The following is a 21166-nucleotide window of genomic DNA, read 5'->3' on the forward strand; positions in this document are numbered from 1 at the left end:
GGCGCCGGCTCAGCCCAGCTGCGGGGGCAGTGGCGCCGCGTGGGTGACGATCAGGCCCGACACCGCTCGGGTCAGGGCCACGTACAGGCGGCGCAGGCCCGTCCGTTCGTCGGGTTCGCCGTCGACCACCGCCTGCGGCTCGTCCAGGACCACGTAGTCGTACTCCAGACCCTTGGCGAGCGAGGCCGGGACCAGGGTCAGGCGGGTCTCGCGGGTGGTCTCCTCGCCGGGGGCGAGGTAGGCGATCCCGGCCGTGGTCAGGGCCTCGGCGAGGGCGGGGATGCGGGCGTCCGCGGCGATCAGGCCTGTCGAGCCCTCGTTGCGGAGCAACTCCTCACAGGCGGCGACCACTTCGGCCGCGAGGGCCTCACCCGCGGAGTCCGCGGCGTCCGCGCCGTCTGCGGCGTCCGGCCCCGTCGCCGTACGGACCTCGAAGAACCCCGGGTTCTCACGGACGGAGGCGACCGGGGCGAGGCCCGGCGCGATGTGGGGGAGGAGGCGGGAGGCGTACGTGATCACGTCCGTGGGGACGCGGAAGCCGGCCGTCAGCTCCTCGATGACCCCCTCGCGTTTGCCGAGATGGGTCAGCGCCTCGTCCCAACTCCGGGTCGCCCAGGGCGTGGTGCCCTGCGCGAGGTCGCCGAGGACGGTCGCGCTGCCGGTGGTGCAGCGGCGGCCGACGGCGCGGTACTGCATGGGGGACAGGTCCTGCGCCTCGTCCAGGACGACATGGCCGAGCGAGTGCGTGCGCTGGATCAGGTCGGCCGCCTCGTCGATCAGCACCGCGTCCGCCGCCGACCACTTGGCCGACTTCACGCTCCGTACGGGCTTCGCCCACAGGATCGTCTTCTGCTCGTCCTCGTCCAGGATCCCCTCGGCATGCTCGGCGAGGAAGTCGGCGTCGGTCAGCAGCCGCAGCACGAGCTTGGCCGGATCGACCACCGGCCAGCACTCCTTGACGGCCGCCTTCACCGCGCTGTTGCGGGCGACGGCGTCCTGCACCCGGTCGTCCGGCGCTTCGCCGGCCCGCTCCATCTGCACCAGCACCGCGTGCGCGATCCGCTGCGGCAGGGCCTCGCGGGCGGCGCCGTAACGGATGTCCCGCTCCAGCAACTCCCGGACCAAGTCCTCCAGTTCGTATGCCGGCACGCGCCAGCGGCGCGACCCGCGCACCACGACGACCGGCTCGGCCGGCAGGGTCACGTGGGAGTAGAGGGCCCGGCGCAGCACCTCGGCCATCCGGGCGTCGCCCTTGACGATCGCGGCGGCCGCGTCGTCCGTCCCGCGCACCTCCACGTGCGCGACCAGGTCGTCCACGGTGGCCTGCTGCACGCTCAACTCGCCCAGCGCCGGGAGGACCTGCTCGATGTAGTGCAGGAAGGACCGGTTCGGCCCGATGACCAGCGTGCCGGTGCGGGCGAGCCGCTCCCGGTGGGCGTAGAGGAGATAGGCGACCCGGTGCAGGCCGACGGCGGTCTTTCCGGTGCCGGGTCCGCCCTGGACGCAGACCGTGCCGGAGAGGCCGGACCGGACGATCTCGTCCTGCTCGGGCTGGATGGTGGCGACGATGTCCCGCATGGGGCCGACGCGCGGTCGTTCGATCTCCTGCTGGAGCAGCTTGCTGGTGGCCGCCGACTCTGCCGGGTCGGAGAGGTGCTCGTCCTCGTACGCGGTCAGTTCGCCGCCGGTGTAGCCGAAGCGGCGGCGCAGCCCGATGTCCATCGGGTCCTTCTTGGAGGCCCGGTAGAACGGCTGGGAGACCGGGGCGCGCCAGTCGATGACCATGGGGTCGCCGTCGGCGTCGTGCACATGCCGCCGCCCGATGTAGAACCGCTCGCCCTCGGCCCCCTCGGCCTGCGCGGCGCCCGGCGCGTGCAGGTAGTCGAGCCGCCCGAAGAAGAGGGGGGTGTCGCTGAGGTCGGCCAGGGCCTTGATGCGCTCGTCGATCTGGTGGGCGAGCACGGCGGCGTTGACCCAGTTCGCGGTGACGTCGCGGATGTCCAGCGCCTCGACGTCCTCGCGCATGGCACGCAGGGCGGCTCGGGAGCCGGCGAGGTGGGAGCGCTCTCGGGCGAGGGGGTCGTCGAGGGAGGCGGTGTGGGGGTCGCGGGGCGAGGCGGTGCGGGGGTCGCCGAGTGGGGCGCCGACGGGGTCGTGGGCGGGCGTGGACAAGGGGGTGCCTCCGGGTGGGCCTGATACGTGCGATACGTGCGACGTGCGCTCGTGCGATACGTGCGTTCGTGTGATGCGTGCGTTCGTGCGATACGCGGCTACGACGAATGCCGTCCGGTTTCCGGCCGGACGACGGCACTCCGTGAGGGAGGCGGGCAAGAGCGGAGATTGTAGGAGGGGAGGAGGGTCCGGGGCCAATGGATTTTGCTGCCCCCGGATTTTCCGGTGGATCTTCCGGCCCCGTCCCTTCCCCTAGGGGACACGGCCCGTCCGGCGTAGGGGTCGGGGTCCACCCGGGGGTCTACGCGAGGGCCTCCGGGATTGGCTCTGGAGACCGATGCCGGATGCGTGCCCGAAGTTCCACCATGGAGACATGAGCGCAGCAACCATCTCTCCAGCCCATGCCCGGCCACCCGCCGGCGCCACGGCCGTGGACGGCCCCCACCACTACCCGCTGGGCAACGCCCTGCGCGCGATCAAGGTCTTCGCGGAGGCCGCGTTCCGCGTCGTGATCCTCGGCGAGTACGGCGAGGAGGCGGGCATACGTCGCAAGTAACCGCATAGGGTCATCTCCGTGCCGAAGCGGACGGTGGTGTCCTTACTCTTCCTTGCGGTCTCCCTCTGCTCCTTCACCGCCCTGTGCGTCCTGCACCGGGCCCCGATGGCCGACCTGCTGGTCTACCGGGCCGAAGGCGCCGCCGTGTCCCGCGGCGGCGACCTGTACGGCTTCACGGTCACCGAGTGGCGGCTGCCGGCGACCTACCCGCCCTTCGCGGCGGTCCTGTTCGTCCCCACGACCTGGATCCCGGTCCCGGCCCTGAAGGCGGCGTTCCTCGCGGGCAACGCGCTCCTGCTCACCGGCCTCGTCGCCCTCTCGGCCCGCCTGGCCTCCCGCCCCGCCCCGCCCCGGCCGCCGGCCCTCTCCCTGCCCCTCCTCTGCACAGCCACCGCCCTCGCCCTCTGGCTCGAACCGGTCTTCCAGACGCTCCTGTTCGGCCAGATCAACCTCGCCGTCACCTGCCTGGTCCTCTGGGACCTGACCCGGCCTCCCCGCGCCGACACCCGGACGGGCACCCGGACCAGCGCCACGGGTCTGGCCCTCGGCCTGGCCACGGGGATCAAGCTCACGCCGGCGATCTTCATCGCCTACCTCTTCCTGCGCGGACGCAGAAGAGAGGCGGCCACGGCGACGGCGGCCTTCATCGGCACGGTCCTGCTCGGCGCCGCGCTGCTGCCCCACGCCAGTGCCGAGTTCTGGACCAGACGCCTCTACGACACCGGAAGGGTGGGCAAGGCATGGATCGTGGACAACCAGTCCCTCCAGGGCATGATCGCCCGTGCGCTGCACGACCCGTCGCCGGGTCTCCCCTGGGCGGTGTCGGCGGCGGCCGTGGGTGCGGCGGGCCTGTGCCTGGCGGTCCGCGCGGGCGCGCGGCAGGAGCGGTACGGCGTCCTCCTGACCGCCCTCACCGCCCTGCTGATCTCCCCGATCAGCTGGTCCCACCACTGGGTGTGGTGCGTGCCGCTCCTCGCGGTGCTGCTGGCCGAGGGCCGCGTCCGCCTCGCGGCCCTGACGGCGGTGCTCTTCACCGCCCGCACCCTGTGGCTGGTCCCGCACGAGGGCGACCGGGACCTGCATCTGCCCTGGTGGGAGCAGCCCCTGGCGGCGCCGTACCCGGTGCTGGGCCTGGCCCTGCTGGGGGCGGCTCTCTTCGGGGAGAGGACCGCTCAGTTCCCGGCGAGGATCTCGTCCGCGTCCACGATTCGGTAGGCGTACCCCTGCTCGGCCAGGAAGCGCTGGCGGTGTGCGGCGAAGTCCTGGTCGATGGTGTCGCGGGCGACGACCGAGTAGAAGTGGGCCTGGTGGCCGTCGGCCTTGGGGCGCAGCACGCGGCCGAGGCGCTGAGCCTCCTCCTGGCGGGAGCCGAAGGTGCCGGACACCTGGATGGCGACCGTGGCCTCGGGCAGGTCGATGGAGAAGTTGGCGACCTTCGAGACGACCAGCACGCTGATCTCGCCCTCGCGGAACGCGTCGAAGAGCTTCTCGCGCTGGGCGTTGGTCGTCTCGCCCTTGATGACGGGGGCGTTCAGATGCTCGCCCAGCTCGTCGAGCTGGTCGATGTACTGGCCGATGACGAGGATCTGCTGCCCGGCGAACCGGCGGACGATCGCCTCCGTGACCTTCCGCTTGGTGTCGGTGGTCGCACAGAAGCGGTACTTCTCCTCGGTCTCGGCGGTGGCGTACGCCAGCCGCTCGGAGTCCGTGAGGTTGACCCGGACCTCGACGCAGTCGGCGGGCGCGATGTACCCCTGCGCCTCGATCTCCTTCCAGGGCGCGTCGAACCGCTTGGGCCCGATGAGGGAGAACACGTCCGACTCGCGGCCGTCCTCGCGCACCAGGGTCGCGGTCAGCCCCAGCCGCCGCCGCGCCTGGAGGTCCGCGGTGAACTTGAAGACGGGGGCCGGCAGCAGGTGCACCTCGTCGTAGAGGATCAGGCCCCAGTCCCGGGAGTCGAAGAGTTCGAGGTGGGGGTAGACACCCTTCCGCTTGGTCGTCAGCACCTGGTAGGTGGCGATCGTGACCGGGCGGATCTCCTTCCTCGTGCCGCTGTACTCGCCGATCTCGTCCTCGGTCAGCGAGGTCCGCTTCACCAGCTCGTGCTTCCACTGCCGGGCGGAGACGGTGTTGGTGACGAGGATCAGGGTGGTGGACTTGGCCTGCGCCATCGATCCGGCGCCGACCAGCGTCTTGCCGGCCCCGCACGGCAGGACCACGACACCGCTGCCGCCGTGCCAGAAGTTCTCCACGGCCTGCTTCTGGTACGGGCGCAGCGCCCAGCCGTCCTCGAGCAGCTCGATCGGGTGCGCCTCGCCGTCCACGTACCCGGCGAGGTCCTCGGCGGGCCAGCCCAGCTTCAGCAGGACCTGCTTGATCTGCCCGCGCTCGGACGGGTGCACGACCACGGTGTCCTGGTCGATGCGCGCCCCGACCAGCGGGGCGATCCGCTTGGACTTCAGGACCTCCTCCAGCACCGGCCGGTCGGTGGTGGTGAGGACGAGTCCGTGCGCGGGGTGCTTGCTGAGGGTCAGCCGCCCGTAGCGGTCCATAGTGTCGGCGATGTCGACCAGCAGCGCGTGCGGCACCGGGTAGCGGCTGTACTGCACCAGCGCGTCGACGACCTGCTCGGCGTCGTGTCCCGCCGCCCGCGCGTTCCACAGCCCGAGCGGGGTGACCCGGTAGGTGTGGATGTGCTCGGGCGCCCGCTCCAGTTCGGCGAAGGGCGCGATGGCCCGACGACAGTCGTCCGCCCGCTCGTGGTCGACTTCGAGCAGCAGGGTCTTGTCGGACTGGACGATCAGCGGTCCGTTCACCTAGGCACTTCCCTTCCGCACGGCCAAACATCCAGTGTGCCCTACCGGCGGACGATCACGGTGGGGCGCCGCAACCGCGGGCCCCGGGGAGCACCCCCTGCCGGAGTCGGTCCTGGCCGGTCAGTCCTCCGCCAGTTCGGCGACTCCCGTGATCCGGTGCAGCGGGTAGGTGCGCACCTCGTCGGCGGTGTGGTCGTACGCCGTCACGAAGCCGCCCTCGACGCGGATCGGGGCGATGACGCGCTGGCTGGCGGCGCCCTCCGCGTTGACGTAGCCGATCCACAGGGACTCGCCGGTCAGGACGGCGGCCTGCACGGTGGCCAGGGTCTCGGCGGAGCTGGTGCGGGGCAGTTCGCCGCCGGTCAGCGGGGTGCCGGCGGACTTGCGCGGGGTGGTGGCGGCCAGGTCGCCGGCCCGGATCGCGCGGATCGCGGCCGCGAGGAGCGTGGCGTCGGGCGGCGGCGGGCCTTCCGGTACCGGCTCGGGGGCGGTGCGCGGCGGGGTGCGGTGGGCGTCGGCGCGGCTGATCAGGACGTCGCCCTCGGCGGACTCGGCGGCGGGCGCGTAGCCCATCGCGCGCAGGCCCTCCAGCAGGGTGCCCGGGTCGGACTGGGCGGCCAGCACCGTCGGGGCGAGGCGGCGCAGGCGCAGGGCGGCGGCGCGCTTGTCGGCGAGGATCTCGTTGAGCAGGGCGTCGTCGTCGCAGCGGACGTAGGCCGAGGCGGCGCCCACCCGGAGATGGCCGTGCTTACGGGCCACGTCGTCGATCAGATAGGCCAGCGGCTGCGGGACGGGGGTGCGGGAGTGGGCGGTGAGGAAGGCGTGCAGGTCGGCGGCGGTCCGGCCGGCGTCCAGGGCGCGGCGGACGGAGCCCGGGGTGAACCGGTACACGGTGGCGCCGCCCTTGGACTCGACGTCCGCGAGCACCCCGAGCATGTCGGCGAGCGGCCGCCGCAGCGGGCCGGGGGCGACCGCCGTCAGGTCGGCCTGGAGGAGGACGTGGTCCAGGGGCTCGGGCAGCAGCGGTGCCAGCAGCCGGGCCGCGGCGGCGGTGGCGACGGTCTGCTCGGCGGTGGACAGGGGTTCGACGGGGGCGGCCGGGTGGTGGTGATGGTGGACGGGCAGCTTGTCGCCGGGGCCGGAGGGCTCCGGGGCGCCGGTGCCGGCCGGTGCGGCGGGCGCGGGGACGCCGAGCAGTGCCCTGCCGTGCGCGGACAGCGCCCCGCGGCCGGTGACACCCAGCAGCTCCGCCTCCGACAGGGTCCAGCGGGCGAGGCGCGTGCGCAGATCCTCCTCGCCCTCGGGCCGGGGACCGCGCAGCGGACGCTCCCAGCGCAGCCGGGCCAGCACCGAGTCGGCCGTCGGCGCCGCGCCCGCCGGGAGCCCGGCCAGCAGGGTCAGCACCCGGTGCCGTACCTCGGGGGCGGCCGACCGGTCGAGACCCGGGCCCAGCGCGGACAGCGTCCGGTCCTTCACGTCCCGGCCGCCGACCAGCCCCGGGGTGCGGGTGGCCGTCAGCCAGGCCTCGGCGAGGCGGGCCCAGCGTTCGGCGGGCGGCAGCTCCAGCCACTCGTCGTAGGCGGGGGTGGCCGCGTAGCGTTCGTCGGCCTCGCCGTCGGAGGCGAGCAGACCGGCGGCGTAGGCCAGCTCGACCCAGAACGCGGCGACCGGCTCGGTCACGTCGAGGGCGACGGCGGTCCGCTTCAGGTCCCGCACGCTGAGCCCGCCGGCCCGCAGCACCGCCGGGCCTCCCTCGTGCCAGTCCTTGAGCAGCTCCTCGACGGTGGCGAGGGCGGTGTAGGCCTGCCCGGCCGCCGTCGCGTCCACCATCCGGGCGCCGTGCGCCGTGGCCGGCTCCACGGGGGGCGGCAGCGGCTCGGGTGTTCGGTGCGCGCGGCCCTCGCGCAGGTGCAGGGCGACCTCCCGGGGCAGGACGACCGTGCCCGGAGCGGTCGGCAGCAGCAGCCCGCGGTCCAGCAGCCAGCGCAGATGGGCTGCCGGATCCGCGGTGACCTGCCCGTATGGCGGGCCCCACATCAGCCGGGACAGCACCTCCCGGGAGGCCTCCGGGGCCTCGGCGAGCAGCGCCGCCATCCGCTTCCGGTCGGTGAACAGCTCGGTGAGCGCGGCAACCGCAGAGACCGAGTCGTGCGTCGAGGGCAGCCCGGCGGCGGTGACGATCTCCTGCATCCGTCCCGGGGACATGCCCGAGGTGGTCTCCTGCACGCTCGGTCCCAGACCGGTCGGGGAGGGGTGCTGCGCGGACGGCGCGAGCAGCTCGCGCGCGGTGCGCACCAGCCGCAGCCGGTCGTCCCCGCCCCACACCAGGGCCTGCTCGCGCAGGGTGGCGACCGCGCGGGGCAGCGCGGCGACGACGGTCTCGTCCCGGGCGTCCCCCGCGAGCAGGCCGAGCAGGGTGTCGTACGACGCCGGGTCCGGGGCCACGGCCAGGGCCTCGGCCGTCTGCAGGGCGAACCGGTCCAGCCGTTCCAGCGCGCGCAGGACCGAGGCGCGGGTGCCGGCCCGGGTGGCCAGCTGGGTGAGGTCGGTGGGGACGGGAGTGATGAGATCGGGTCGGCTGCGCAGGAGCGCGGCCAGCGAGGCGTCGTCCCTCGCGCGGAGTGCCTCCGCGAGGGACCGGGGGGCCGCCGGCTTCTCCTCGGTGCTCATCTGACTCACGTTAGCGGTTGCCGTCCGCGAGGGCTGCGCCCGCGCCCGCTTCGCTCACGCCGCGCGGGCTCGCCGGCCCCGGACTGCGCTACCTTCCTCACGGGGTTGTGCCGCCGTCGCCCCGGAGGGGTTCCGTTGGGGATCGAAAGCGACCAGGTCGTCTACGAGTATCTGAGCCGTGTCGGGGACATCGCTCAGCAGCGGCAGTTGCCGTCGGCCACGCGGATGCGGCTGGTGTCGGAGCTGCGGAACGAGATCGACCGGCACCGGGCCAAGGTGACCGTGGACAGCCCGGCCGCCGTCCGCCGCATCCTCGACCGGCTGGGCACCCCGGACGAGGTGGTCGCGGCCGCGGGCGGCACCACGGGCGTCACCGGTACCACCGGCGCCGCGAGGGCGACACAGCCGCCGTCCGCGTCCGTGCCCGCCCAGCCCGCGCCGCGCGAGCGCGAGCCGAAGCGTGGGTCCGGGCCGGAGCCCGGGGAGAAGCGCAAGGGGCTGCGCAGGGTCGTGCCCCGGCCCCGCCCCGCCGAGCCCGCGCTGCCCGCCCCGAGCGACGGGCCCTCCCCGCCCCACCTCGCCCCCGCGCACGAACTCGGTGACAGCGTGACCGAGCCCGACTGGTGGCGGGTGGAGGGCAGCTCGTTCGGTTCGGCGGGCGGTGACGCCGTACCGGGGTTCGTCGGCGGCGTGGAGATCCCCGAGCTGCTCAAACGTCCCCCGAAGGAGACGGAGGAGGCGGCCGACAAGGGAGCCGACAAGGCAAAGGGAACGGAACCGGAGCCCGCGCAGGAAAAGCCCGCGGCCCCGGACCAGGATCCGGCGTCGCGCCGCGCGCGCCGGCTGTTTCCCCGCCCCGCCGCCGGCTGGTCCAACCCCCTCCTGCTGCTGGCCGCCGCCGCGCTGGTCGTCGGCGCCGTCCTCGGCAACTGGTTCGCGCTGATCCTCGGCTGGCTGATCGCCTACGGCTCGCGCCGCCTGAGCCCGGCCGAGACCAAGTGGGCCGTCATGATCATCCCCGGCCTGTCGGTCGCGTCCGGCCTCCTCTGGCTCTGGGGCCGCGACACCAACCGTTGGGGGGCGCCGATCGCCGAGGGCCACATGAACGACGCCGTAACGGAGACGTGGCCCTGGGTGGTCCGGGGCGCGGCAGTGGCATCGGCCCTGTTCCTCCTCTGGCGCTCACAAAGACAGCGTTAGCTGCAACCCCCCAGGGGCGACGAACCGGCTCGCACCCCCACGGCGCCCCCGCCGGGCCCGCGTCGGATGCCCGGAGGGAGAATGCCCCCCATGACCCTCACCGTCGGCTTCGATCTGGACATGACCCTCATCGACTCCCGCCCGGGCATCAGAGCCTGTTACCTGGCGCTGGCGGAGCGGACGGGGACGTACATCGACGCCGATCTGGCGGTGACCCGGCTGGGGCCGCCGCTCGCGGAGGAGCTGGTCAACTGGTTCCCGGAGGACGAGGTCGCCGCGGTGGCGGACCTGTACCGGGAGATGTACCCGTCGATCGCCGTCGCCGCCACGCCCGCCATGGAGGGCGCGCGGGAGGCGATACGCGCCGTACGGGAGGCCGGCGGCCGCACGATGGTGGTCACGGCGAAGTACGAGCCCAACGCCAAGCTGCACCTGGACCACCTCGGCATCGAGCCCGACGTGGTCGTGGGCGACCTGTGGGCCGAGCAGAAGGCGGCGGCGCTGCGCGAGCACGGCGCGGGCGTGTACGTCGGTGACCACGTCGGCGACGTGCGCGGGGCGCGCATCGCGGGCGCGCTGTCGGTCGCCGTGGCCACGGGGCCGTGCGACGGCGACGCGCTGCGGGCCGCCGGTGCGGACGTCGTGCTCGACGACCTCTCCGCCTTCCCGGCCTGGCTGGCGGGCTACCGGGCGGCGCCCCGCGCCTGACGCCGGCCGGCCGCGACCGACCGCAGCACACCGGCGCCGGCGATGAGGAAGCCGACGGCCATGAGCATGCTCAGTCCGAACATGTACGTCGGAAAAGGCTTCGCTCCGAGGAACAGCGGGGTCACCGTGACGAGGGTGGCCACGGCTCCGATGAAGAAGACGACGGCACCGGCGCGGATCAGTCCGTCACCGGGCCCGGCGGAATTCGTTTGGGTTTTGTCACGCACCGGACCAGGGTAGTTCCCTGCGCGAGAGAACAACCGGGGGACGTCTTGTCACCCGCCCGAAGACCATTAGCCTTGGTAGCGGCGGGTCATGGTCGACCCGCTCTAGTGCTATCAAGAGCCGTTTCCGAAGTAGTTTTCCCGACGAGTACGAGGACGAGGACAGACGTGCCTACCGGCAAGGTCAAGTGGTTCAACAGCGAGAAGGGCTTCGGCTTTCTCTCCCGCGACGACGGCGGTGACGTCTTCGTCCATTCCTCGGTTCTCCCTGCCGGAGTCGATGCGCTCAAGCCGGGACAGCGCGTGGAGTTCGGCGTCGTCGCCGGTCAGCGCGGCGACCAGGCGCTCTCGGTGACGGTGCTCGATCCGACGCCCTCGGTGGCTGCCGCGCAGCGCAAGAAGCCGGACGAGCTGGCCTCGATCGTGCAGGACCTGACCACCCTCCTCGAGAACATCACGCCGCAGCTGGAGCGGGGCCGTTACCCCGAGAAGGCCGCCGGAAAGAAGATCGCCGGCCTGCTCCGCGCGGTCGCCGACCAGCTGGACGTGTAGGGACCCGACAGGGGAGACCGTCAGGGGAAATCCAGCACGCGCGGGCCGAGGGGCGGCACCAGTCCCTCGGCCGCCGCACGCGTGAGCAGCCCGCGGATCGCCGCGTAGCCGTCCTCGCCGAGGTCGGACGTGAACTCGTTGACGTACAGGCCGATGTGCTGGTCGGCGACGGCCGGGTCCATCTCCTGGGCGTGTTCCATGACGTAGGGGCGGGAGGCCTCGGGGTCGTCCCAGGCGGCGTGCACCGACGTGTGGATGGCCTCGGCGAGCCGGGTCAGCGCCTCCGCGCCCAGCGAGCGCTTGGCGATGATCGCGCCGAGCGGGATCGGCAGCCCGGTCGTGCTCTCCCAGTGCTCGCCCATGTCGGCGAGCTTGTGCAGCCCGTAGTTCTGGTACGTGAAGCGCGCCTCGTGGATGACGAGTCCCGCGTCCACCTTGCCGTCCCGCACGGCCGGCATGATCTCGTGGAACGGCAGGACGACGATCTCGCCGACCCCGGCGGGCAGCGTGTCGGCGGCCCACAGGCGGAACAGCAGGTACGCGGTCGACTTCTCGCTCGGCACGGCGACCGTACGGCCCGTCAGATCGACGTCCGGGTCGCGGGTCAGCACCAGCGGCCCGCAGCCCCGGCCCAGCGCACCGCCGCAGGGCAGCAGCGCGTACTCGTCCAGCACGTACGGCAGGACGGCGTACGACACCTTCAGCACGTCGAACTCGCCGCGCTCGGCCATGCCGTTGGTGACGTCGATGTCGGCGAAGGTCACGTCCAGCCCGGGGGCGCCGGGGACGCGGCCGTGGGCGAGGGCGTCGAAGACGAAGGTGTCGTTGGGGCAGGGGGAGTAGGCGATCTGCAGAGGCTTGTGCGGGGACTTCTGCGAGGGCTTCCGCAGGTGCTGGTCACTGGTCGTCATACGGGTTCCAACTCTCCAATGCGGGCGCGAGCTTCCCGAAGCCCTCGGTGAGGGCGGCGAGGGCGTCGCCGATGCGCCAGGCGGCGCGGTCGCGCGGGCCGACCGGGTTGGACACCGCGCGGATCTCCAGCCCGGGCACGCCGTGCGCGGCGGCCGCCTCGGCGACCCCGAACCCCTCCATGCCCTCGGCGAGAGCCTTCGGGTGGCGGGTGCGCAGTGCGGCGGCGCGGGCGGCGGTGCCGGTGACGGTGGAGACGGTGAGGATCGTGCCGGGACGCGCGCCGATGGCCTCGGACACCCCTCGTACGAGTGAATTCGGCGGCATATGGGTGACGGTCCCGAAGCCGAGGTCGGTGACCGGGAGGAAGCCGTCGGCGGTCTCGGCGCCCAGATCGGCCACGGTGATCGCGTCGGCGACCACGAGCGAGCCGAGCGGCGCGTCGGGCTGGAAGCCACCGCCGATACCGGCGGAGACGACGAGGTCGTAGGGGGTGCCGGCGAGGGCGGCCGCGGTGAGCGCGGCGGCGGTGGAGGCGGCGGCCAGGGCGGGACCCACGCCGGCGGCCAGGAGGTCGTACCCGGCACACCCCGTGCACCCGGCGGCCGTCCGGAGCACGGACGTGCCCGGCAGCCGTATCTCCTCGGCCGGTCCCGGGAACGCCCGTGCCACCGCGTCCCGTTCGGCCGGGACCGCGGTGGCCACGAGGATGTTCATGCGGGCGGAAGCCGTGGTCAGGAGGCCTTCTTGAGTTTGAAGGTCCACAGGCCCTTGGGCACCTCGACCTTCTCACCCATCTGGACGGAGACGGTGTTGGAGGCGCCCTGGGTGCCGTACTGGGCGTTGAAGAAGGCGCTGCCGGGGATCGTGCGGTAGGTCTTCTTGCTGACGTCGGTGAACTGGCGGCCGTTGACCAGGAGGATCCAGCCCTCGTCGGCGATCTTCGGGTCGACGCCGAAGCGGACCGTCTCGTCCTGGTCCACCGTGATCGACTTGATGTCGCCGGTGTTCTTGACGCACTTCGCGAGCGACGCGGCGTCCAGGGCCTTGCCGTCGTTGTAGCAGAGGGCCTCGGAGTTGACCGAGCTATCCCCGACGGTGACCGTCGAGACGGGCGTCGGCTTCTCACAGGCCGACAGGAGGAGCAGTCCGGCGGAAACGGCGCCGGCGACGGCGACGGCGCGGCGGCGTCGCGAGGCGGATTGCAGCGAGGTCATGGCCGAAGGCTATCGGGCGCCCGGAGGCGTCCGCCCATGTGGGGTGCGGCGTGCCCGGTTCGTTACGCCACTCGCGCCCGTGGCCTGCCGCCGTGCCGGGCGGAGGCGAGCAGCCCGCGCAGCGTGGCCAGCCAGCCGGCGGCCACGATGAGGGCGGCGACCGTGAGCCCGAGGGCGCCGTTGAGCGGCATCACGATGCCGATCGCGCCGCCGAACACCCATGCCACCTGCAGCAGCGTCTCGGACCGCGCGAACGCCGAGGTGCGCACCAGTTCCGGCACGTCCCGCTGGATCAGCGCGTCCAGGGACAGCTTGGCCAGCGCCTGCGCGAACCCGGCGACCGCGGCCAGGCAGGCCACCAGGAGGGCCCCGAAGAACAAGGCGGCCACGATCGCCGTACCGAGCACCACGGCGACGACGGACACGATGATGATCTCCGGCGCCTTCGACTTCAGCCAGGCGCCCACGGCCGTGCCGAGCGCGTTCCCGGTCCCCGCCGCGACCCCCACTATCCCCAGGGACACCGCCGCGCTCTCCCCGGTCAGCGGGTGCTCGCGCAGCAGGAAGGCGAGGAAGAAGATCAGGAAGCCGGACAGGCAGCGCAGGGCGGCGTTGGCGCCGAGGGCGTGGGTCACGGCGGGCCCGACCGTCCGCAGCCCCGGCCGCCGTTTGATCGTCTGCTTGCGGTGCGGCCCGTGCAGATGCTGCTCGTCGGCGGCGAGCAGGGCCACGTCCTCGCCCTTGGCGGAGTCCACCTTCGGCGGCAGCGAGAACGACAGGAAGGTCCCGGCGACGAAGATCACGAAGGCGCCGTACAGCGGCCAGGGATCCCCGATGGCGTGCAGCCCCGCCCCGATCGGCGCGGCGACCCCCGTGGCCAGCAGCCCGGCGAGGGTGACCCGGGAGTTGGCCTTCACCAGCGAGAAGGCGGGCGGCAGCAGCCGCGGCACGACCGCGCTGCGCACCACCCCGTACGCCTTGGACGCGACCAGCACCCCCAGAGCGGCCGGATACAGCTCCAGACTCCCGCTCACGACGGCCCCCGAGATGACCAGCGCGAGCAGCGCCCGGGCCAGCATGGCGCCGGCCATGGCGGCGCGGCGGCCGTGCGGCAGCCGGTCGAGAAGAGGGCCGATGACGGGGGCGAGGACGGTGAAGGGTGCCATCGTGATGGCCAGATAGAGCGCGACCCGGCCCCGGGCCTCGTCGGTGGGCACCGAGAAGAAGACGGTGGACGCCAGGGCGATGGTGATCATGACATCGCCGGCGCCGTTCACCGCGTGCAGCTCGATCAGCTTGCCCAGCCCCGACTCGCCCGCGCCGTGCGCGTGCGTCGCCTTCCGGATCCCGCGCGCCGTGCCGGTCACCGGGAAGTGCAGGGCACGCCCGACCGAGCGGACGGCACCGCCGACGCGGCCCGACCCGCCTCCACCGCTGTCCCTGTCCGCGGCTGTCACGTCGTTCATAGTGCCCCGAGGACCCGGCCTATGGTGCGGTTTGCGCCCAAGCGAGTCGGGACGGCACCGGGGTCCGCGACCCGCGGAACGAGCCGCATCGGCCCCGCGCCGCGCCCGGCCGGGACCGGTGAGCGGGTGGGAAGAAGCGCCGGACTGTCCCCCACCACCGCCAACGGGGTAGCGTGCGTATCTCAGCCATAAAGCAGAATGGATGGCAGAGGTGCGCCCGAGCGCGATCGGACGCGGACGTCGATGCGGCCCACAGGTCCGCTCCGTCCGCAGAACCGCTTCACCGCCGGAGGCATCCGCACTCGTAGACGGCGTAGGAGAGAAGCGATACCTGTGAGCGCAGCGACAACGCGAAGCCGCACCCCCGACCGTCTGTGCGCCGAGGCCATCGACCTCGCCCGCGCCGCCGCCGAGGAGGTCGCCGCGCCCGGAGTGGTCGGCGAGCACGTCGGCCTGGTCTCCGAGGGCGACCGTGTTGTCACGCACTTCTTCGAGTGCAAGGAGGCGGGCTACCGCGGCTGGCGCTGGGCGGCGACCGTGGCCCGCGCCTCCCGCGCGAAGATCGTGACCCTGGACGAGGTGGTCCTCCTCCCCGGCCCCGACGCCCTCCTCGCCCCCGAATGGGTGCCGTGGAGCGAGCGGCTGCGCCCCGGCGACCTCGGCCCCGGCGACCTGCTCCCCACCGACCAGGAGGACCTGCGCCTGGAGCCCGGCTACTCGGGCGAGGAGGAGCCGCTGCCGAACTCCGTCGTCTCCCACGAGATGGCCGAACTGGTGGAGGCGGAGGACGCCGACGTCACCCCCGGCGCGCCCGCCGTGCAGCCGACCGCCCCGGCCCGGGGCTCGATCGCGGCGGTGGCCGAGGAACTGGGCATGCGCCGCGCCCGCGTCCTGTCCCGCTACGGCCTGCACGTGGCGGCCGACCGCTGGGAGGAGGCCTTCGGGCCCAAGACGCAGATGGCCCAGGCGGCCCCCGCCTCCTGTTCGACCTGCGGTTTCCTCGCTCCCATCGGCGGCTCCCTCGGCCAGGCCTTCGGTGTCTGCGCGAACGAGTTCTCCCCGGCCGACGGCCGCGTGGTCTCCCTGGCCTACGGCTGCGGCGCCCACTCCGAGGCGGCCGTCATGCCCAAGCCGCCCCAGCCGGCCGCACCGGTCATCGACGAGACCCGCGTCGACCCCTTCCCCCTCCGCCCCGCCCGCGACTCCGGCTCGGTCCCGGAGGCGGGCGACGAGGAGACGGCGGAGCTGGGTCACTCGTAGCGCTCGTCGTGCTCGTAGGGACGGCGGAGCCGGGTCACTCGTAGCGCGGCGGCCCATCCGGCTCCGTCCGCTGTCGCAGGCACCCCCTGGGCGGCCTTCGTCCCGTGCGCCTCCGAGGGCTGACCCCACGGTCGTGTCACCACGGAGCGGTACCTTCTCCTCAGCCCCAACGAGGAGAGTGAACGTGAGCAAGTACGTGCGGCCGGCGGCCGAGGGGGCCGACCCGTTCGGGACGGCCCGTCTGCGGCGCGGTGTCCTCGACGCCTGGGCGACCAGCCCTGCCCGGTTCCGGGAGGACGCCAACGCCGAGGAGGATCTCGTCCTCGGCGGGTACCGGGACCGGCTCGTCGTCGAGCTGGCGCAGAACGCCGCCGACGCCGCCGCGCGGGCGGGGACGCCGGGGCGGCTGCGGCTCACCCTGCGCGACGGCGTGCTCGTCGCCGCGAACACCGGCGCTCCCCTCGACGCGACCGGTGTCGAGTCGCTGTCCACGCTGCGGGCCTCCGCCAAGCGCGGCGAACAGGACACGCACGGCGCCGTCGGCCGGTTCGGCGTCGGCTTCGCGGCCGTACTCGCCGTCACCGACGAGCCCGCGATCGTCGGCCGGCACGGCGGGGTCCGCTGGTCGCTGGCCGAGGCGCGCGAGCTGGCCGCGGAGACCGCCCGGCACAGCCCCGGGCTGGGGGACGAGATCCGCCGGCGGGACGGGCACGTGCCGCTGCTCCGGCTGCCCTTCGCCGCCGAGGGCACCGCGCCGGACCCGTACGACACCGCCGTCATCCTGCCGCTGCGCGACAGCGCCGCCGCCGATCTCGCCGAGCGGCTCCTCGACGCCGTCGACGACGCCCTGCTCCTCGCCCTGCCGGGGCTGGAGGAAGTGGTGGTCGAGGCCGGCGGCGGAGCCCTCCGCACCCTGCGCCGCCGTACCGAGGGCGCCGTCACCGTCGTGGAGGACTCGCGGGAGGGGACGACCCGCTGGCGCACCGCCTCCGCGCACGGGCCGCTCACCCCGGACCTGCTCGCCGACCGCCCGGTGGAGGAGCGGCTGCGTCCGCACTGGTCGGTGACCTGGGCCGTGCCGGCCGACGAGAGCGGGCGGCCCGTCCGGCCGCGTACCAGTCCCGTCGTGCACGCCCCGACCCCCAGCGACGAGCCGCTCGGTGTGCCCGCGCTGCTCATCGCCTCGTTCCCGCTGGACACCACCCGCCGGCACGCGGCCCCCGGCCCGCTCACCGACTTCCTGGTGGAGCGCGCGGCGGACGCCTACGCCGAACTGCTCGCCGACTGGCGCCCGGTGACCGAGGGCGCCATCGACCTCGTACCCGGGCCGCTCGGCAAGGGCGAGCTGGACGGCGCGCTGCGGCAGGCGATCCTGGAGCGGCTGCCGCGCACCGCGTTCCTGCCCCCGGCCGTCCAGCCGCAGGGCGACGGAGCGGACGAGCTGCCGCAGGCCCTGCGGCCCCGGGACGCCGAGGTCGTGGAGGGCGCGGGGGCGGGGACCGTACGGGTGCTCGCCGAGGTGCTGCCCACTCTGCTGCCGGCCGGTCTGGAACGCCGCGCCGAGCTGCGGACGCTGGGTGTCGCCCGGCTCCCGCTCGCGGACGCCATCGACCGGCTCGCCGGACTGGAGAAGGACCCGGACTGGTGGTGGCGGCTGTACGACAGCCTCGCCGGGGTCGACCCGGACCGGCTCTCGGGGCTCGCGGTGCCGCTCGCGGACGGGCGGACGACGATCGGGCCCCGTCAGGTGCTGCTGCCCACCCCGGACGCCGCCCTCATCGACCCGGACATCCTGGGCCGGCTGGGGCTGAAGGTCGCCCATGAGGACGCCGCGCACCCGCTGCTGGAGAAGCTGGGCGCGCTGCCCGCGACCCCGCGCGCGGTGCTGACCACCCCGCAGGTGCGGGCCGCCGTCGCCGCCTCGCTGGAGGACGAGGGCGGGGCGCTGTGGGAGGAGGACGCCCCGGACGCCGAGGAGCTGGCCGACACCGTGCTCACCCTCGTCCGTGACGCGGGTCTCGAACCCGGTGACGAGCCGTGGCTGGGCGCGCTGGCGCTGCCCGACGAGGACGGCGAACTCGCCCCGGCGGGCGAGCTGGTCCTCCCCGGCAGTGACTTCGCCCGGGTGATCCGCGAGGACGAACTCGCCGCCGTGGACGCGGAGCTGGCGCGCAAGTGGGGCGAGCAGCCGCTGACCGCCTGCGGCGTGCTGGCGAACTTCGCGCTGGTCCGCGCCACCGACGTCGTCCTCGACCCGGACGAACTGGAGCCCCGGGAGGGCGACTTCGCGGAGCCCGACGACGCCGGGCTGCTCGACGCGGTCGACGTGTGGTGCGAGGACATCCTCGACCGCTTCCCCGACAGCCCCGTCCCCCCGGTCGCCACCGAGCTGGTCGCCGTGCGCGACCTGGACCTCGTGGACGACGACCACTGGCCCGAGGCGCTCGCCCTGCTCGCCCGGCCGCCGCTGCGCGACGCCCTCACCCAGCCGGTGCGCGTCCTGCTGCCCGACGGCACGCACGAGGTCGTACGGCCGTACACCGCCTGGTGGCTGCGCGGGCACCCGGTGCTCGACGGCCGCCGCCCGGCGGGCCTGCTCGCGGCCGGCGGCGACCCGCTGCTGCGGGGCCTGTACGACGAGGCCGACGCCACCGGGTTCGAGGACGAGCAGGTGCTGCGCGCCCTCGGGGTGCGGACGTCGGTGGTGGCCCTGCTGGACGAGCCGGGCGGCGCCGCCGAGCTGCTGGACCGCCTCGCCGACCCGGAGCGGAGTGTCACCGCTGCTCAACTGCACGGGCTGTACGGTGCGTTGGCCGAGCTGGACCCGGAGCAGGTGACCCTGCCGGACGAGGTGCGGGCCGTGGTGGACGGGCGGGTGGAGGTGGTGGACGCCGCCGACGCCGTGGTCGTCGACTCGCCCGACCTGCTGCCGTTCACCTCCGGGGTCCCGCTGCTGCCGGTGCGTCCGTCCCGGGCCGCCGAGCTGGCCGAGCTGTTCCAGGTGCGGCGGCTGAGCGAGTCCGTCACCGGCGAGGTGCACTCGGAGGGGGCCGAGCACGACGTGCCGGAGTCGGTGCGGGTGCTGCTCGGACCGCTGACGCCCGACACGTATGTCGAGCACGAGGAGCTGGTCGTGGACGGCGTCGAGATCGACTGGCGGCTGACCGACGACGGCGTGCTGCACGCGGCCACGCTGGAGGGGGTCGCCGCGGGCCTCGCGTGGGCGGCCGGTCAGTGGCCGCGCCGCTTCGAGGTGGCGGCCCTGCTGGAGGACCCCTCGCGCACGGAGGAGCTGGCACGGGACCGCTGGTTCGACTGACCTCGTTCGACCGGCTGACCTCACTGTTCCGGGCATCCGGCTGGATCTTCACCGGATCACTCGTACAACCCCCCACGTTGCTCACGGGTCTGATCGGTTGAGTCCGGGCTACGGACTCAACCGATCACTTGGACTTCGGTCCATCTCTCCCTCCAGGGGAACTCATGCGCATTCGTGCCACTGTGGCCGCCGTCTCCGGCGCCCTGGCCCTCTCCGCCTTCGCCGTCCCGTCGGCTCTGGCCGCCGACTCCGGCGCCTCCCACAAGGCGGACGCTGTCAAGATCCTTCAGGCTGTCGCGCACCCGGCCTCCGGCAAGCAGGCCTTCGGCACCGCCGCGGTCGGCGAGCCGGCCCCGCTGAACGCCACCTTCTCCGACTTCAAGATCGCCAAGGCGATCAAGGTCGGCATCTCCAGCCACGTCTCCACGACGGTCACGTACACGATGACCCACGGCGCGGACGTCGACATCACGTCCGAGAACTTCGTCACCGGCCCGTTCCTGTACCGGGGCGACATCAACTTCCCGGACAACATCCTGTTCGGTGATCTCCCCGCCACCTGCACGCCGACCTCGCCCACCGTCGCCGCCTGCAAGGGCAAGATCGACATCTACCCGGGTGAGGGTGAACTGCTCAACTCGGACGCCGGCACCTGGAAGGGTGCCGCGGTGGCGGTCCAGCTCAGCGACGCGGGGCAGCTGACCGCTCTCGCTCGCCAGGGTGACCTTGCCACCACCCTCGTCCAGCGCTATTCCAAGCTGACGGTGAACGCGTCTCCGGAGCCGGTGAAGAAGGGCGCGACCATCACGGTCACCGGCAAGCTGACCCGCGCCAACTGGGAGGACAACAAGTACCACGGCTACACCGGCCAGTACGTGAAGCTCCAGTTCTGCAAGAAGGGCTCCAGCACCTACACCACACTGAAGACCATCAAGTCGGACTCGACGGGCTACCTGAAGACGACGACCACCGCGACGGTCGACGGCTACTTCCGCTACAGCTTCGCGGGCACCACGACCACCCCGGCCGTCAACTCCACGGCCGACTTCGTCGACGTGCAGTAAGCGCTGCCGATCCGGTCCCGGGGCAAGCCGGCTTCCGGGGCCGGAACGTTTCCTCCTGCATACGTCAAGGGCTGGTAATCGGCCGACAAAGAATGGCCGGAACTCGGTATCGGAGTACAACCTTCCGCTTCCCTCGCGGATCTGAAGCGTGAGTCGACCGACTCCTCGATCCTTTCTCCCTCCAGGGGAACTCATGCGCATTCGTGCCACCGTGGCCGCCGTCGCCGGCGCACTGGCCCTGTCCGCCCTGGCCCTGCCGACCGCGCAGGCGGCCGAGTCCAGCGGCACGCCCTACACGCTGAACGTCAGCTTCTCCAACCTCACGATCGCCAAGGCGATCAAGGTCGGCACCACCAACAAGGTGAGCACCAAGTACACCTACACGCTGACCCACGGCGCTGACGTCAACGTCAAGGCGAGCGACTTCTTCACGGACGCCTTCCTCTACAAGGGCACCTACGGCGCCGACACGACTCCCGAGCTCTTCGGCGACAACCCGGCGAGCTGCACGACGGTCACGGCGACCACCGAGACGTGCACCGGCACCATCGACATCTACCCGGCCGACGGCGACCTGAAGTCCGCCTGGGCCGGCACCTGGAGCGTGGCCGCCGAGGCCGTCGCCTTCAACGGCCAGAACCAGTCCAACCCGGACCTGAGCAAGGTCGGCTACAACGACAAGGCCGGTTTCGGCACCACCCTGGTGCAGCGCTACGACAAGCTCACCGCCAACGCCTCTCCGGAGCCGGTGAAGAAGGGCGCGACCATCACGGTCACCGGCTCGCTGACCCGCGCCAACTGGGACGACCACCTGTACCACGGCGTCAGCGGCGTGTCCGTCAAGCTCCAGTTCGCCAAGGCGGGCACCAGCACCTACACCACCGTCAAGACGATCACGACGTCCTCCACGGGCGCTCTGAAGACCACGGTGACGGCCTCCGTCGACGGCTACTACCGCTACAGCTTCGCGGGCTCCCCCTCCACCCCGGCGATCAACTCCGCGGGTGACTACATCGACGTGCAGTAACCCCTG

General features: G+C 73.1%; 18 protein-coding genes. 9 read left to right on the plus strand and 9 right to left on the minus strand.

The window, feature by feature from the left end; genetic code table 11:
* Positions 1–9: 9 nt before the first annotated feature.
* Positions 10–2025 carry a UvrD-helicase domain-containing protein gene (locus ABZ865_RS19085; RefSeq protein WP_361232259.1) on the minus strand — a complete coding sequence of 672 codons (2016 nt, stop codon included), beginning with the start codon at positions 2023–2025 and terminating at the stop codon, positions 10–12.
* A gap of 520 nt (positions 2026–2545) precedes the next feature.
* On the opposite strand from ABZ865_RS19085, the gene ABZ865_RS19090 reads away from it, so the two are divergent.
* Both ABZ865_RS19090 and ABZ865_RS19095 read left to right on the plus strand, forming a co-directional pair.
* Positions 2546–2728, plus strand: coding sequence for a hypothetical protein (locus tag ABZ865_RS19090; protein WP_361231405.1), 183 nt, complete (start codon positions 2546–2548; stop codon positions 2726–2728).
* A 105-nt stretch (positions 2729–2833) separates the two neighbouring features.
* Positions 2834–3943: a glycosyltransferase 87 family protein gene (locus tag ABZ865_RS19095; protein WP_361232262.1), complete on the plus strand. Its 1110-nt coding sequence runs from the start codon at positions 2834–2836 to the stop codon at positions 3941–3943.
* Here the strand turns inward: ABZ865_RS19095 and ABZ865_RS19100 are convergent.
* Together ABZ865_RS19100 and ABZ865_RS19105 are read right to left on the minus strand one after the other, a co-directional pair.
* A complete protein-coding gene (locus ABZ865_RS19100) occupies positions 3901–5544 on the minus strand; it encodes a DNA repair helicase XPB (RefSeq protein ID WP_361231407.1) in 1644 nt (547 codons plus the stop codon). The genes ABZ865_RS19095 and ABZ865_RS19100 overlap by 43 nt on opposite strands.
* Positions 5545–5664: 120 nt before the next feature.
* On the minus strand, positions 5665–8214 hold the full coding sequence (locus ABZ865_RS19105; protein ID WP_361231409.1) for a helicase C-terminal domain-containing protein: 2550 nt from the start codon (positions 8212–8214) through the stop codon (positions 5665–5667).
* A gap of 135 nt (positions 8215–8349) precedes the next feature.
* On the opposite strand from ABZ865_RS19105, the gene ABZ865_RS19110 reads away from it, so the two are divergent.
* Positions 8350–9414: a hypothetical protein gene (locus ABZ865_RS19110; RefSeq protein ID WP_361231411.1), complete on the plus strand. Its 1065-nt coding sequence runs from the start codon at positions 8350–8352 to the stop codon at positions 9412–9414.
* Between the two features lie 90 nt (positions 9415–9504).
* Positions 9505–10122: an HAD family hydrolase gene (locus tag ABZ865_RS19115; RefSeq protein WP_361231413.1), complete on the plus strand. Its 618-nt coding sequence runs from the start codon at positions 9505–9507 to the stop codon at positions 10120–10122.
* On the opposite strand, the gene ABZ865_RS19120 is transcribed toward ABZ865_RS19115, so the two are convergent.
* Positions 10098–10349, minus strand: a complete 252-nt coding sequence (locus tag ABZ865_RS19120; RefSeq protein ID WP_361231415.1) for a hypothetical protein — start codon at positions 10347–10349, stop codon at positions 10098–10100. The two genes, ABZ865_RS19115 and ABZ865_RS19120, sit on opposite strands and share 25 nt — an antisense overlap.
* Before the next feature lie 165 nt (positions 10350–10514).
* Between ABZ865_RS19120 and ABZ865_RS19125 the strand changes: the two genes are divergently transcribed.
* Positions 10515–10898: a cold-shock protein gene (locus ABZ865_RS19125; RefSeq protein ID WP_361231417.1), complete on the plus strand. Its 384-nt coding sequence runs from the start codon at positions 10515–10517 to the stop codon at positions 10896–10898.
* A gap of 20 nt (positions 10899–10918) precedes the next feature.
* On the opposite strand, the gene ABZ865_RS19130 is transcribed toward ABZ865_RS19125, so the two are convergent.
* From ABZ865_RS19130 to ABZ865_RS19145, 4 genes are all read right to left on the minus strand, one after another.
* Positions 10919–11809: a 1,4-dihydroxy-6-naphthoate synthase gene (locus tag ABZ865_RS19130; RefSeq protein WP_361231419.1), complete on the minus strand. Its 891-nt coding sequence runs from the start codon at positions 11807–11809 to the stop codon at positions 10919–10921.
* Complete coding sequence (locus ABZ865_RS19135; protein WP_361231421.1) at positions 11796–12524, minus strand: futalosine hydrolase; 729 nt, start codon at positions 12522–12524, stop codon at positions 11796–11798. The genes ABZ865_RS19130 and ABZ865_RS19135 overlap by 14 nt, the downstream gene beginning before the upstream one ends.
* 17 nt (positions 12525–12541) lie before the next feature.
* Positions 12542–13024 carry a DUF2771 domain-containing protein gene (locus ABZ865_RS19140; protein WP_361231423.1) on the minus strand — a complete coding sequence of 161 codons (483 nt, stop codon included), beginning with the start codon at positions 13022–13024 and terminating at the stop codon, positions 12542–12544.
* 62 nt (positions 13025–13086) lie between these two features.
* Entirely contained in the window at positions 13087–14481 is a 1395-nt protein-coding gene (locus ABZ865_RS19145; protein WP_361231425.1) for an MFS transporter, read from the minus strand.
* A gap of 342 nt (positions 14482–14823) precedes the next feature.
* Here ABZ865_RS19145 and ABZ865_RS19150 point away from each other — a divergent pair, with 342 nt between their 5' ends.
* Complete coding sequence (locus tag ABZ865_RS19150; protein WP_361231427.1) at positions 14824–15750, plus strand: DUF3027 domain-containing protein; 927 nt, start codon at positions 14824–14826, stop codon at positions 15748–15750.
* On the opposite strand, the gene ABZ865_RS19155 is transcribed toward ABZ865_RS19150, so the two are convergent.
* Complete coding sequence (locus ABZ865_RS19155; protein WP_361231429.1) at positions 15741–15893, minus strand: hypothetical protein; 153 nt, start codon at positions 15891–15893, stop codon at positions 15741–15743. The two genes, ABZ865_RS19150 and ABZ865_RS19155, sit on opposite strands and share 10 nt — an antisense overlap.
* Positions 15894–15934: 41 nt before the next feature.
* Here ABZ865_RS19155 and ABZ865_RS19160 point away from each other — a divergent pair, with 41 nt between their 5' ends.
* From ABZ865_RS19160 to ABZ865_RS19170, 3 genes are all read left to right on the plus strand, one after another.
* Positions 15935–19069, plus strand: a complete 3135-nt coding sequence (locus ABZ865_RS19160) for a molecular chaperone Hsp90 (protein ID WP_361231431.1) — start codon at positions 15935–15937, stop codon at positions 19067–19069.
* A gap of 164 nt (positions 19070–19233) precedes the next feature.
* Positions 19234–20133, plus strand: coding sequence for a hypothetical protein (locus tag ABZ865_RS19165; RefSeq protein ID WP_361231433.1), 900 nt, complete (start codon positions 19234–19236; stop codon positions 20131–20133).
* Between the two features lie 193 nt (positions 20134–20326).
* Positions 20327–21160 (plus strand): hypothetical protein, encoded by an 834-nt coding sequence (locus tag ABZ865_RS19170; RefSeq protein WP_361231435.1) that lies wholly within the window; start codon positions 20327–20329, stop codon positions 21158–21160.
* Positions 21161–21166: the final 6 nt, after the last annotated feature.

Origin of the sequence: Streptomyces sp. NPDC047085 (assembly GCF_040643735.1) — a bacterium.
GTDB lineage: Bacteria > Actinomycetota > Actinomycetes > Streptomycetales > Streptomycetaceae > Streptomyces.

What these genes read in the sequence shown, in the direction of transcription:
- ABZ865_RS19085 (WP_361232259.1), bottom strand. Translation starts at nt 2,025, where the DNA reads ATGCGCGAGGACGTCGAGGCGCTGGACATCCGCGACGTCACCGCGAAC.
- ABZ865_RS19090 (WP_361231405.1), top strand. Translation starts at nt 2,546, where the DNA reads ATGAGCGCAGCAACCATCTCTCCAGCCCATGCCCGGCCACCCGCCGGC.
- ABZ865_RS19095 (WP_361232262.1), top strand. Translation starts at nt 2,834, where the DNA reads ATGGCCGACCTGCTGGTCTACCGGGCCGAAGGCGCCGCCGTGTCCCGC.
- ABZ865_RS19105 (WP_361231409.1), bottom strand. Translation starts at nt 8,214, where the DNA reads ATGAGCACCGAGGAGAAGCCGGCGGCCCCCCGGTCCCTCGCGGAGGCA.
- ABZ865_RS19115 (WP_361231413.1), top strand. Translation starts at nt 9,505, where the DNA reads ATGACCCTCACCGTCGGCTTCGATCTGGACATGACCCTCATCGACTCC.
- ABZ865_RS19130 (WP_361231419.1), bottom strand. Translation starts at nt 11,809, where the DNA reads ATGACGACCAGTGACCAGCACCTGCGGAAGCCCTCGCAGAAGTCCCCG.
- ABZ865_RS19135 (WP_361231421.1), bottom strand. Translation starts at nt 12,524, where the DNA reads ATGAACATCCTCGTGGCCACCGCGGTCCCGGCCGAACGGGACGCGGTG.
- ABZ865_RS19140 (WP_361231423.1), bottom strand. Translation starts at nt 13,024, where the DNA reads ATGACCTCGCTGCAATCCGCCTCGCGACGCCGCCGCGCCGTCGCCGTC.
- ABZ865_RS19165 (WP_361231433.1), top strand. Translation starts at nt 19,234, where the DNA reads ATGCGCATTCGTGCCACTGTGGCCGCCGTCTCCGGCGCCCTGGCCCTC.
- ABZ865_RS19170 (WP_361231435.1), top strand. Translation starts at nt 20,327, where the DNA reads ATGCGCATTCGTGCCACCGTGGCCGCCGTCGCCGGCGCACTGGCCCTG.